Below are 12,455 nucleotides of genomic sequence, written 5' to 3' on the forward strand. Positions count from 1 at the left end.
GGCTCACCCCTCTCCCTGGTCCCTCCCCCACAAGGGGGGAGGGGACGATGGGAGTTGCCGACCCATTTTCCGAGCAAGTCGAGCCTTCCAGTCGTGGGTAGACCCAAGCTGCGTCCCCTCCCCCCTTGTGGGGGAGGGACCAGGGAGAGGGGTAGCGGGGGCGAAAATCGGCACCATAAGAGCCTTCGGGGGCGATCATGACCGCCTATGCCGAGCTTGCCGCCGCCACCAACTATTCCTTCCTGCGCGGCGCCTCCCATCCCCTGGAGATGGTGGGAACCGCGGGGCACCTCAAATATGCCGGCATCGGCATCGCCGACCGCAACACGCTGGCCGGTGTGGTGCGCGCCCATGTGGCGGCCAGGGAATACGGCGTGCGGTTCGCCGTCGGCACCCGCCTCGTCTTCACCGACGATACGCCCGACCTTCTCGCCTATCCCGAGGATCGCGCCGCCTATGGCCGGCTCTGCCGCCTGCTCACCACCGGTAATCATCGGGCGAAGAAAGGCGATTGCATCCTGACGATCGCCGATCTCCTGGAATTCTCGGAGGGCCTCCGGCTGATCGCCGTGCCGCCGCGCCGCCTCCTGCCGGCCTTCGGCGAGCAGGTGAAGCGGCTCGCCGCCGATCTGGCCGGCCGGCTCTGGCTCGGCATCACCATGCCGCGGCTCGGCAACGACCGGCGGCGGCTGGCCGGCCTCGCGGCGCTGGCGAGGGCGGCCGGCCTCAAGCCGATCGCCCTCGGCGATCCGCTCTATCACGTTCCGGACCGGCGGCCGCTGCAGGATATCGTCACCTGCATCCGCGAGCACGTCACCATCGATACCGCCGGCTTCCGCCTCGAGCAGAATGCCGAACGCCACCTCAAGCGGCCGGAGGAAATGGAGCGGCTGTTCGCCGATCTGCCGCAGGCGGTGAGCGAGACGGTGCGCTTTCTCGACGGGCTCGATTTCTCGCTCGATGAACTCAAGTACGAGTATCCCCACGAGGCTTTCGAGGACTATGCCTCGGCGGCCGAAGCGCTGGTGGCGCTGGTCGAGGAGGGGGTGAAACGGCGCTTTCCGGAGGGCGTCGACGAGAAGACCAGGGAGGTCATCGCCCACGAGCTCGCCATCATCGCCGGCAAGCAATACGAGCCTTATTTCCTCACCGTCTACGACATCGTCCGCTTCGCCCGGTCGCAGGACATTCTCTGCCAGGGGCGCGGCTCGGCCGCCAATTCCGTCGTCTGCTATTGCCTGGGGATTACCGAGGTCGATCCCGTGCGCGGCGACCTGCTGTTCGAACGCTTCATCTCGACCGAGCGCGACGAGCCGCCGGACATCGACGTCGATTTCGAGCATGGCCGGCGCGAGGAGGTGATGCAGTATATCTATAAGCGCTACGGCCGCGAGCGGGCCGGCATCGCCGCCACCGTGATCACCTATCGCGGCCGCAGCGCCGTGCGCGAGGTGGGCAAGGTGTTCGGCCTCACCGACGACGCGGTGACGGCGCTGTCCGGTTCGGTCTGGGGCTCGCCCCGCGGGCTGAAGGACGACGATGCCATCCGCACTGGCTTCGACCCCACCGAGACGCGGCTCGCCATGGTACTGAAATACGCCCGCGAACTCTCCGGCTTTCCGCGCCATCTCAGCCAGCACGTCGGCGGCTTCGTGCTGACGGCGGGCCGGCTCGACGAGGCCGTGCCGATCGGCAACGCCGCCATGGCGGACCGCACCTTCGTCGAATGGGACAAGGACGATCTCGATGCGCTCGGCATGCTGAAGGTCGACGTGCTCGCCCTGGGCATGCTGACGGCGCTCGCCAAGGCGCTGAAGCTGCTCGACCAGCACTATGATCGGCAGTGGACGATCGCCAGCCTGCCGCCCGAGCGGAAGGCGGTCTACGCCATGATCCAGCGCGCCGACACGCTCGGCGTCTTCCAGATCGAGAGCCGGGCGCAGATGAGCATGCTGCCGCGCCTCAGGCCGGCCAATTTCTACGATCTCGTCATCGAGGTGGCGATCGTCCGGCCCGGCCCCATCCAGGGCAACATGGTGCATCCCTATCTCAGGCGCCGGCAGGGCCTCGAAAAGCCGAAATATCCCGAGCCATCGCCGCTGCATGGCCGGAAGGACGAACTGGAACAGGTGCTGGGCAAGACCTTGGGCGTGCCGCTGTTCCAGGAGCAGGCGATGCGCATCGCCATCGTCGCCGCCGGCTTCACGCCGGGCGAGGCCGACCAGCTCCGGCGGGCCATGGCCACCTTCCGCCGCATGGGCACCATCGGCAACTTCCGCGCCAAGATGGTGGAGGGCATGGCCGGGCGCGGCTACGACCGCACCTTCGCCGAGAACTGCTTCCGGCAGATCGAGGGCTTCGGCGACTACGGCTTTCCCGAGAGCCATGCGGCGAGCTTCGCGCTGCTGGTCTACGCCTCGGCCTTCATCAAGTGCTATTACCCGGATGTGTTCGCCGCCTCTCTGCTCAATGCCCAGCCGCTCGGCTTCTACGCCCCGGCGCAGATCGTCCGCGATGCGCGCGACCATGGCGTCACCGTGCGGCCGCCGGATATCAACCTTTCGCAGTGGGACGCGACGCTGGAGCCCGGTGCGCCGGACGTGAAGCCGCACCCGCGTCATGCGTCGATGGCGAAGTGGATCCAGACGACGCATGCCGTCCGCCTCGGCTTCCGCGAGGTGAACGGCCTCAAGGAGGCGGATGGGCTGATGATCGCCGAACGGCGGGGCAGGGGGTATGATTCCATCCGCGACGTCTGGCTCCGCACCGGCCTGCCGAGCCAGACGCTGGAGCGGCTGGCCGACGCCGATGCCTTCGCCTCGCTCGGGCTCAGTCGCCGCGACGCGCTCTGGGCGGTGCGCGGCCTCGGCCGGTCCGGCGACAAGGACGACCTGCCGCTGTTCCTGGCAGCCGGAGAGGCCGGGCGTGAGATCGAGCCGGACATGCACCTGCCGCCGATGCCGCCCGGCGAGGAAGTGGTGATGGACTATCGTCACCTTCGCCTGTCGCTGCGCGACCATCCGGTGAGCTTCCTGCGCTCTCATCTCGACCGCCTGCGGGCCATGCCTTGCGACGACCTGACGCGCACCGCCGACGGCCGCCGCGTCACCGTGGCCGGCCTCATCGTGGTGCGCCAGCGGCCGGGCACCGCCAAGGGCACCATTTTCCTGACGCTCGAGGACGAAAGCGGCATCGCCAACATCGTCGTCTGGGCCAAGGTGTTCGAGGCGCATCGGGCCATCGTGCTGGGTTCGCGCATGGTGTCGGTGACCGGCCGCATGCAGGCGGAGAGCGGCGTCATCCACGTGGTCGCCGACCGCATCGTCAACCTGACGCATCTGCTCGGCCATCTCGCCGCCGACGATGTGGCGACGGCGCTGACGCCGCCCGGCGAGGCGGTGCGCGCCACCGACAAGGGCGGCAACCTGCCCGATCCCGTCGGCCGGCCGCCGCTGTCGGCCAACGCGCCGCTGCCGCTTGAACCGGAGGTGGCCGCCGACCTCGACGTTCCCGCCCGGGCGACGCGGCACGTGCCGGCGCGGCGGCGAGCGTGACGACGATTTCTGCATGCATCCTGGCAACGGAACGGGTAAAGCGAAGCTCATGGTGTGAGGACGGACATGCTGGGCTACGACTTGGCGCACTGGGCGACCTTCTTCGCGGCGGCCTTCCTGCTGAACGTGTCGCCGGGGCCGGACATCGCCTTCATTCTCGGGCACACGGCGCGCGGCGGCCGCCGGCAGGGGCTGGCCGCCATGCTCGGCCTGTGGGCCGGCGCCTTCTGCCATGTGCTGTTCGCCGCCATCGGCCTGTCGGCCATCGTCGCCACCTCGGCCGCCGCCTTTGCGGCGGTGAAATGGGCCGGCGTCGCCTATCTCGCCTTCCTCGGCGTCAAGGCCTTGCGGTCGAAGGCGAGCGCTTTCGACGTTGGCAAGGCGCGGGACGAAAGCCGCCTGCCGGCCGTCTTCCTGCAAGGCATGCTGGTCGACATCCTGAATCCCAAGGTGGCGATCTTCTTCCTCGCCTTCCTGCCGCAATTCGTGGTCGACGGCGCCGGGCCGCTGCCTTGGCAGCTCCTGCTGCACGGCGTGCTGATCATTGCCGTCGCCGCCATCGTCGAACCGCTGGTGGTGCTCGGCGGCGCCTGGCTGACGGCGCGGCTGCGCTCCAGCGCCCGGCTGGCCCTGTGGCTCGATCGCTCGCTGGGCGCGCTGTTCCTCGGCCTCGCGGCAAAGCTCGCCGCCTTGCAGCGCTGAGAGGTTCAGCTCGCCGCCCGCGTCGCTTCGGTCGGTGCATTCGCGCCGTCGCCCAGGGCATGCTATCATGGGACGACACGGAAGAGACCGCCGCGCCTTCTCCCAGCCGCCGGCGGGATTCGGCAAGGAGGGTGTGCCATGACGCCTGCCGCGCTCTATTGGTTGTTCGCGCTCGCCTTCACGGTTCACAATATCGAGGAAGGTCTGTTCCTGCCGGCCTATGCGGCCGACGAATCGCGTCTTGCCGGTCGGGTGACGCCGTTCGCTCTGCGCTTTACCCTGGTGATACTGACCGCCGTCCTATGCGGCATTGCCGCCTTTGCGGCGGCGGGCAACCATTACGCCATCGAGCTTCTGGCCGGTTTCGCCGCCGTCATGGTGGTCAATGCGATGGTTCCGCACCTGACGCTCACCGTGGCCTTCCGCCGCTACGCGCCGGGCACCGGCACCGCGATTTGCCTCGTGGTGCCGCTGTCTCTGCTGGTCATCGTCAATGGCTTGGCAGCCGGCGTGCTCACCGGACGAAGCCTGCTTGTCACGGCGATAGCGGTTGCCGTGACGCTGCTTGTCGCCATTCCCCTGCTGTTCTGGGCCGGGCATGTCGCCGAACGCCGGTTGCCCTGGCTGTCGGCCAATGGAGCAACTTAGCTCTTCGCCTAACTGCTTTCCGCAGGCTTGACAAACCGCCCTGCGGGATTGCCCTAATTGCGAATGCATTGCAACCGCATTTAGGCTTCATCCAAGGTCGAAGCCGGACGGCTCCACCGCAGCAGAGAGGAAAATGAAATGACCGTTCACGTGATCTATGGGTCGGACTCCGGCCGCACCAAAGCGGCCGCCGGCAAGATCGCCGCCAAGCTTGACGGCAAGGTCATCAACATTAAGGACGCGACGGTGGCCGACTTCGAAGGCTGCGATTTCCTGGTCCTGGGTTCGCCCACCTATGACGAGGGGAATTTGCAGGCTGATTGGGCGGACGGCGTCGATGTGCTCGCCGAAGCCGATCTCACCGGCAAGAAGGTGGCCCTGTTCGGCCTTGGCGATCAGGCCACCTACCCGGATAACTTCGTCGATGCCCTTGGCACGCTTTACGATGCGGTGGTGGAGCGGGGCGCCGAGGTGGTCGGCTTTACCGACACCAAGGGCTACGAGTTCGAAAGTTCGACGGCGGCCCGCGACGGCCAGTTCGTCGGCCTCGTCCTCGACCAGGACAACCAGGCGGGCAAATCCGAGAAGCGGATCGCGGCATGGACCAGCCAGATCCTGTGATCTCGGTCAGCGGCCGCATCGTCAACCACTCGCTCTACGAGTTGGACAAGGGCGTGCGGCAACTGTTCATGCTGACCGTCTCCTGGGCGGACCTGCCGGGCGTCGTCGCCCGGCTGGGTGCCGAGCGGGTGGACCATTACGTCCACCGGCTCAACGACAGCCGCGTCAACCTGTTCTTCGGACGGCCGGCGCTGGTGGAGACGGTCCGCCGCTTCGTCGACAAGCCGCTTTGCGAGCTGACGGCGGAGGAGGATTTCATGCTCGGCGCTCTGCTCGGCTATGATCGCGAGCAGCAATGCCGGCGCTATCTCGAACGCACGGCGACCGCCGAGCATCGGGACCATGCCGCCGGAGCGGCGGCCTCCCCCGTTTCCCTGTGCTGACATAACATTTTAGATCGTCCTGCGTCCTGACGGACGCAAGATGACGATCTCATTCCCTATTGTCGCATCGGATCTTCCGAAAACCGGATTCCACTTTTCGGTCCGATGACTTAGCCGCCGAGGAACGACGCGGCCAGCGGCACCAGCACGGCCGTCATCAGGCCGTTGAGGCTCATGGCGACGCCGGCGAAGGTGCCGGTGAGCGGATGCACCTGAAAGGCGCGGGCGGTGCCGACGCCGTGGGCGGCGAGACCAACCGCGAAGCCGCGCGCTCGGCGATCTTCGATGCGCAGGAGGTTCAGGAGCGGCGTCGCCATCACCGCGCCGACGATGCCGGTGGCGACGACGAGGATCGCCGTCAGCGACGCATCGCCCCCCACCGACTGTGAGATGCCCATGGCGACGCCCGAGGTGGCCGATTTCGGCAGGGACGAGATGGTGATCATCGCCGGCAGGTCGAAGACGGCGGCGCAGACGATCACCGAACCGATGGTGGCGATCGACCCCACGAGGAGGGCGGCGACGATCGGCACCAGCGAGCGCATGACGACCCGCCGGTTCTCGTAGAGGGGCAGGGCGAGGGCCACCGTGGATGGTCCGAGCAGGAAATGGATGAAATAGGCGCCATCGAAATAGGTCTGGTAGGGCGTGCCGCTGGCCACCAGGATCACGCCGATCACCCACACCGAGTGCAGCACGGGATTGGCGAGCGGGTTGCGCTGCACCAGCAGGGACAGCCGGTCGGCGATCGCATAGACGCCGAGGGTCAGCGTCAGCCAGAGCAGCGCGCCGCCGGAAAGATGCGCCCACAGGCCATCCATCGCATTGAGGCCCGGGCCGGTCATTCCTGATGCTCCGGGGGCGCCGGAAACCAGCGCGAGACGAAGCGGAAGGTGAAGGCCGTGACGGTGATCGAGAAGGCGGTGGTCACCAGGATGATGGTGAGAACGCCGAGCACGTTGGCCTCGAGGATGCCGAGGCGCTGGACGATGCCGACGCCGGCCGGCACGAACAACAGCGCCATCTGCTGCACCAGCGTCTCGCAGGTCTTGTCGATTTCCTCGCTGCGCAACGAGAAGGGCAGCCATTGCCAGCGGTCGCGCATCAGGAAGAAACCGAACAGCAGCACCAGCCCCACCACGGGAGCCGGCACCGGCAAATGCGTCAGATAGGCGAAAATTTCACCGATGAGCTGGCAGAGCAGCACCACCGCAAGTCCGACGATCATGGGAGACCCTTAGGACAGGTTTGAACGTGGCTTCCGAATAGTCGACCTTGCCGGTCTCGTCCAATGCGTAGTGCGCGACGCAGCCGCGCGCCTCGGACCACAGGTCAGGCACTGCGCTCGGCCGTCGCCGAGACTTCGTCGCCGGTCAGCCGGGCGGGGCGGCCGAACAGGAAGCCCTGCGCCTCCTCGCAGCCTTCTTCCTCGAGGATGCTGAGCTGGCCGGCCGTCTCCACGCCCTCGGCAAGCACCGGCACGTCGAGGCTGCGGCCGAGCGCCACCACCGCCTTGACGATGGCCCGCGAGTCGTCCTTCACCTCGGCTTCGGCCAGGAAGGACCGGTCGATCTTGATCTTGTCGAAGGGGAAGGAGTTCAGCGTGTCGAGCGAGGAATAGCCGGTGCCGAAATCGTCGAGCGCCACGGTGATGCCCAGCGCCTTCAACTGCCGCAACACATGCAGGGCATGCGCCTTGTCGCCGATGATGGTGGATTCGGTGATCTCGAGTTCGAGCCGCTGCGGCGCCAGGCCGGTTTCGAGCAGCGTCTCGTGGACCAGCTTGACGATGTCGTCGTTGGCGATCTGCACCGGCGACAGGTTGACGGCGACACGCAGGTCGTCGCTCCAGGCGACGGCGTCGGCGCAGGCGCGCTTCAGCACCCAGCGGCCGATCGGCAGGATGGCGCCGCATTCCTCGGCGATGGGGATGAAGGCATCCGGCGGCACGGCGCCGCGGGTCGGATGCGTCCAGCGGATCAGGGCCTCGTAGCCGATGGTCTCGCGCGAGCGAATGTTCTTCTGCACCTGGTAGGTCAGGTGGAACTCGTCCCGGTCGAGCGCATCCCACAGGTCGCGCGCCATGGCCCGGCGCTCGCGCGACGCCTCGTCCATCTCCGCCTCGTAGAAGCAGACGTTCTGCGTCACCGACCGCTTGGCGCGATATTTCGCCAGATCGGCGTTGTTGACGAGCTGCTCGGCATCGACCGCGTCGTCCGGGTAGATGGCGACGCCGATCGACACGCCGACGGAAATATCGTTCTCCTCGACGCGGATGGGATCGTTGAAGCAGCGTTCCAGGCGGCCGATGAATTCGGCGACCTCCGTCTGGCTGCGGAACTTCTTGAGCGCGCAATATTCGTCGCCGCCGATGCGTCCGACGAACTCGCCGTCCTGCGCCGCGCTGTCGAGCCGCCTGCCGATCGCCACCAGCACGGCGTCGCCGGCGCTGTGGCCGCGCTGGTCGTTGATTTCCTTGAACTTGTTGAGGTCGAGCCCGATGGCGGCCAGCTTGATGCCGTTGTCGGCGGCCCAGGCGAGATCGAGGGCGAGGCGGTCGTTGAACTGGGTGCGGTTGGGCAGGCCGGTCAGCGCGTCGAAGCGCGAGAGATAGGCGAGACGCGCCTCCTGCGCCCGCCGTTCGGTCACGTCCTCGACGGTGGTGACCCAGCCGCCTTCGCCGGTCACCACGTGGGTGAAGGAGATGATCCAGTCGCCGAACGTCTCCTCGCCGGACACCGGTTCCGCCTGCGTGAACAGGCGGCTGAGATGGCGGCCGAACAGTTCTCCGCCGACGGAATGGCCCGTGGCGTCGTGCGTCGCGGCGATCCGGCCGGCGATGAGGTCCTCGACGTCCTGGGCCGTCAGCTTGGCGCCGAACGCCTGTTCGGAAAGGTCGAAAATCTCCAGGAAGCGTTCGTTGACCAGCAGCAGGCGGTGCTGCGCGTCGAAAAGGGCGAGCCCCTGCGTCATCGATCGCAGCGCCATGTCGAGGTTGCCGGTCGTCCATTCGAGCTTGCGCAGGGCGACGACATTGGCGGCTTCCAGGGCGTTCTTCTGGGCGAGATTGTTGCGGAACACCACCAGCGCTTCGGAAAGCTCGCAGATTTCGCGGGCGCGGTCGGCGGGCTCGGGAACTTCGACCAGTTCGCCGGCGGCGAGGCGGCGGGTGAGGCGGCTCAGCCGTTCGAGCGGGCTGACCACGGTCACCCGCATCAGGATGACGGCCAGCATCAACACCGACAGCACGATGAAGGCGGCGAGCTGGGCCCGGTCGCGGATGGTCTTGCGCCAGACGGCGTAGTCGCCGCCGAGGTCGACGCGCGCTGAGAAATAGCCGGAGACGGGCGTCGCGCCGTCGTCGAGAACGAAGGCGCGGCGAACGCTGAGATCGCTGTCGCCCCAAATCGCGCTGTCGCCGTCCGTCGCGGCCGGTTGACCAGCGGCTCCGTCGCCGACTTCGACGCGGATCGTCTCGCCCGGATGGTTGCGCGTGTAGATGTCGGCGATGGAATGCAGGGAGTCCAGCACCGCCTTGGCGTCGGCGTTATCGCCGCCGTTCACCGCGTTGCGGGCCGGAATGGCGGAGAGAAGATCGAGCCCGGTCGTCGCCCGGTAGATGGCTTCCGACCGGATGCCGTCGAGCTGTCGCACCGTTTCCGTGACGCCGACGGCCAACTGCAGGGCGGCGAGCATCAGGCCGACGATGGCCACCACGATCGCCTGGAGCGACAGGACCCGCGGCTTCCACGACGGCTCTTCGGGGAGAGGCTGCTTTTTCGAGAACGTTTTCAGGCGTTTCATGATAACGGCGCTCGCCACTTCACCCGACGTACCAGCCGCCGAGGGTATCGCCCTCTTTGATAATATTTCGCTAAGTTCGGCTTGCGGCTTGATTCGAACGGCCTTGGCCGGTCATCGGCGGCTGGCGCCGGCAGGGACGGAATTGCCAGATTGCGTATATTTGAATATTATGAGTCTCATAACGTACCAGGGGCTCGGATCATGTCGGCGTCGGTCGAATCCACTGTTTGCGACTCGTTCGGCAATCCTGTCGACATCATGGAATCCCGCGCCGAGGAGGCGGCCCGTCTGCTGTCGGCCCTGGGCCAGACCAAGCGGCTGATGGTGCTCTGCCGTCTGGTCGACACCGAAATGTCGGTGGGCGCACTTGCCGAAGCCGTCGGTCTCGGCCAGTCGGCGCTGTCGCAGCACCTGGCGCGCCTGCGCGACCTCGGCATCGTCGCCACCCGCCGGGAGGCGCAGACCATCTATTACCGCCTCGCCTCCGACAACGCGCGCCGGCTGATCGGCCTGCTTTACGAGCTCTACTGTGCCCCCGCGGCGCCGAAGACCGGCTGAGGGCCGACGAAGCGATCCGCGGGCCGCGGAGCGTACCCTGATAACCGATCGGACGTCTGGCCGGAGATCGCCCCCATGTCCTTTTTCACCCGCAATGCCCTCAGGACGCTGACGCCGCAGGAGGTCGGGGACCTCCTGGATCGCCAGGCCATTCATCTCGTCGACGTGCGCGAGGCGCACGAGTGGAACGAGGGGCACGTCCCCGGCGCCCTTCACCGGCCGCTGTCGGAGCTGGCGACCTGGGCCGGCGAGCTTCCGGACGACAGGCCGGTGATCTTCTATTGCCTGTCCGGTGGTCGGTCGGGGCAGGCGCTCTCCTGGTGCAAGTCGGCCGGACATCCGGTGGAGGGCCACATGGGCGGCGGCATTTCCGCCTGGCGGATGCAGGGCCTGCCGGTGACGCGGGACTGACCGGTCCGATGGTGCTTTCCCGCCGGCCGGAAGGCAAGTAACCCCTTGCCAGCCTTGCGCGAAACAGCCAATAGTGGCCGTCACGCGCCGGCGGCGGAGGGATCCCGTACCGGCTACCTCAGCGACGGAGGATTCCTTTCATGCAGGTTCTTGCGAACGCGGCTGCCGCCGCCGCAATTCTGTTGTCCGCCTTCGCGTCCCAGGCCGGCGCCGCCGACCTTCCCGACCTCAAGGGACGCACCATCATCGCGGTCACCGAGAACGCCTACGTGCCGCTCAACTTCGCCGACCCGAAGACCGGCGAAGGCATCGGCTGGGAGTACGACGCCTTCAACGAGATCGGCAAGCGCCTCAACGCCAAGGTCGAGTGGAAGCTGACCTCCTGGGACGCCATGATCCAGGCGGTGCGCGACGGCCAGTTCGACGTCGGCATGGACGGCATCACCATCAACGACGAGCGCAAGCAGCAGGTCGACTTCTCCGATCCCTACATGGTCTCCGAGCAGTTCATGCTGGTGCGCGCCGACGAGAGCCGCTTCACCGACGGTCCGAGCTTCGCCGCCTTCAACGACGGTCTGGTCGGCGCCCAGGCCGGCACCACCAACTTCTACGTCGCCGTCTACAGCGTGCTCGACGGCGACGAGAAGAACCCGCGCGTCAAGCTGTTCGACACCTTCGGCGCCTCGGTGCAGGCGCTCAAGGCCGGCGACGTCGACACGGTGCTGATGGACCGCACCTCGGCCGACGGCTACATCGGCGCCCAGCCCGGCGCCTTCAAGATCGTCGGCGGACCGCTCGGCCGCGAGGAGTTCGGCTTCATCCTGAAGAAGGGCTCCGACCTCACCGCCCCGATCAACGCCGCCATCGCCTCCATGAAGGCCGACGGCACCATCGACGCGCTCAACAAGAAGTGGCTCTACGACTACAAGAGCCAGAACTGAGCCGGCCTTGACCCCGACAGAGACCCGTCGCCGCGAGCTGCCGTTCTGGTTGATCGCGGCGATCCTCCTGGCGATCGCCTTCGGTCTGGTCATCGGCGCGGACGCCAGCTACCGCATCATCTTCCGCGCCGTGGCGAGCGGCATCTGGGTGACCGTCTTCGTGACGGTGATCGCCTATGCCTTCGCCTGCCTGATCGGCCTCGGCATCGCCTCGGCCGGCCTGTCGAGGCATCGCCTGCTGCGGGAAGTTGCCACCTTCTACGTCGAGATCATCCGCGGCGTGCCGGTGCTGGTGCTGCTGTTCTACATGGCCTTCGTCGCCGCGCCGGTCATGGTGGCCGCCTGGAACCTCGTCACCGCGCCGCTGCAGGCGGTGGGGCTCATCGAACCGGCGAGCATCCGCGACTTCGATCTCCTGTGGCGGGCCGTGGTGGCGCTGGTCATCTCCTATTCGGCGTTCCTGTCGGAAATCTTCCGCGCCGGCCTGCAATCGGTCGACCGCGGCCAGATCGAGGCGGCCAAGGCGCTCGGCCTCAGCCGCTTCAAGGTGTTTCGCCTGATCGTCCTGCCGCAGGCCTTCCGCACGGTGCTGCCGCCGCTCGGAAACGACTTCGTGGCGATGATCAAGGATTCCTCGCTGGTCTCGGTGCTCGGCGTGCAGGACGTGACGCAGCTCGGCAAGGTCTATTCGTCGGGCACCTTCCTGTTCTTCGAGACCTACAACGTCGTCGCCTACGTCTATCTGTTGATGACCGTGTCGCTGTCGCTCGCCGTGCGCGGCCTGGAGCGCCGTCTGCAACGCCATCGCGATTTCATCGGCGACCGGCGGTAAC

12 protein-coding genes are annotated in these 12,455 nt (G+C 67.0%); 9 read left to right on the top strand and 3 right to left on the bottom strand.

Translation table 11 applies throughout. From position 1 onward, the window contains the following. The first annotated feature begins 197 nt into the window (after positions 1–197). The 5 genes from CJ014_RS13960 to CJ014_RS13980 all read left to right on the top strand — a co-directional run bounded on the left by CJ014_RS13960 (position 198) and on the right by CJ014_RS13980 (position 5,908). Complete coding sequence (locus CJ014_RS13960) at positions 198–3,554, top strand: error-prone DNA polymerase (RefSeq protein ID WP_100081091.1); 3,357 nt, start codon at positions 198–200, stop codon at positions 3,552–3,554. 66 nt (positions 3,555–3,620) lie between these two features. Further along, a complete protein-coding gene (locus CJ014_RS13965; protein ID WP_100081092.1) occupies positions 3,621–4,256 on the top strand; it encodes a LysE family translocator in 636 nt (211 codons plus the stop codon). A 138-nt stretch (positions 4,257–4,394) separates the two neighbouring features. After that, a complete protein-coding gene (locus CJ014_RS13970) occupies positions 4,395–4,904 on the top strand; it encodes an HXXEE domain-containing protein (RefSeq protein ID WP_100081093.1) in 510 nt (169 codons plus the stop codon). Between the two features lie 138 nt (positions 4,905–5,042). Next, positions 5,043–5,525: a flavodoxin FldA gene (gene fldA, locus CJ014_RS13975; protein ID WP_100081094.1), complete on the top strand. Its 483-nt coding sequence runs from the start codon at positions 5,043–5,045 to the stop codon at positions 5,523–5,525. After that, positions 5,504–5,908: a DUF2023 family protein gene (locus tag CJ014_RS13980; RefSeq protein WP_100081095.1), complete on the top strand. Its 405-nt coding sequence runs from the start codon at positions 5,504–5,506 to the stop codon at positions 5,906–5,908. Before fldA ends, CJ014_RS13980 begins: the two co-directional genes overlap by 22 nt. A gap of 110 nt (positions 5,909–6,018) precedes the next feature. On the opposite strand, the gene CJ014_RS13985 is transcribed toward CJ014_RS13980, so the two are convergent. The 3 genes from CJ014_RS13985 to CJ014_RS13995 all read right to left on the bottom strand — a co-directional run bounded on the left by CJ014_RS13985 (position 6,019) and on the right by CJ014_RS13995 (position 9,712). Beyond that, positions 6,019–6,753 carry an LrgB family protein gene (locus tag CJ014_RS13985; protein ID WP_245427332.1) on the bottom strand — a complete coding sequence of 245 codons (735 nt, stop codon included), beginning with the start codon at positions 6,751–6,753 and terminating at the stop codon, positions 6,019–6,021. Continuing rightward, positions 6,750–7,136 carry a CidA/LrgA family protein gene (locus CJ014_RS13990; protein ID WP_100081096.1) on the bottom strand — a complete coding sequence of 129 codons (387 nt, stop codon included), beginning with the start codon at positions 7,134–7,136 and terminating at the stop codon, positions 6,750–6,752. Before CJ014_RS13990 ends, CJ014_RS13985 begins: the two co-directional genes overlap by 4 nt. A gap of 104 nt (positions 7,137–7,240) precedes the next feature. Further along, positions 7,241–9,712, bottom strand: a complete 2,472-nt coding sequence (locus tag CJ014_RS13995; protein ID WP_100081097.1) for an EAL domain-containing protein — start codon at positions 9,710–9,712, stop codon at positions 7,241–7,243. A 201-nt stretch (positions 9,713–9,913) separates the two neighbouring features. Here CJ014_RS13995 and CJ014_RS14000 point away from each other — a divergent pair, with 201 nt between their 5' ends. The 4 genes from CJ014_RS14000 to CJ014_RS14015 all read left to right on the top strand — a co-directional run bounded on the left by CJ014_RS14000 (position 9,914) and on the right by CJ014_RS14015 (position 12,454). Beyond that, positions 9,914–10,270, top strand: a complete 357-nt coding sequence (locus CJ014_RS14000; protein ID WP_207765750.1) for an ArsR/SmtB family transcription factor — start codon at positions 9,914–9,916, stop codon at positions 10,268–10,270. A 75-nt stretch (positions 10,271–10,345) separates the two neighbouring features. Continuing rightward, entirely contained in the window at positions 10,346–10,681 is a 336-nt protein-coding gene (locus tag CJ014_RS14005) for a rhodanese-like domain-containing protein (protein ID WP_100081098.1), read from the top strand. A gap of 140 nt (positions 10,682–10,821) precedes the next feature. Next, positions 10,822–11,622, top strand: a complete 801-nt coding sequence (locus tag CJ014_RS14010; RefSeq protein ID WP_100081099.1) for a transporter substrate-binding domain-containing protein — start codon at positions 10,822–10,824, stop codon at positions 11,620–11,622. A gap of 7 nt (positions 11,623–11,629) precedes the next feature. Then, positions 11,630–12,454, top strand: coding sequence for an amino acid ABC transporter permease (locus CJ014_RS14015; RefSeq protein WP_100081100.1), 825 nt, complete (start codon positions 11,630–11,632; stop codon positions 12,452–12,454). Position 12,455 lies beyond the last annotated feature (1 nt).

This window comes from Pleomorphomonas carboxyditropha (genome assembly GCF_002770725.1).
In the GTDB taxonomy this organism is placed as follows: Bacteria; Pseudomonadota; Alphaproteobacteria; order Rhizobiales; family Pleomorphomonadaceae; genus Pleomorphomonas; species Pleomorphomonas carboxyditropha.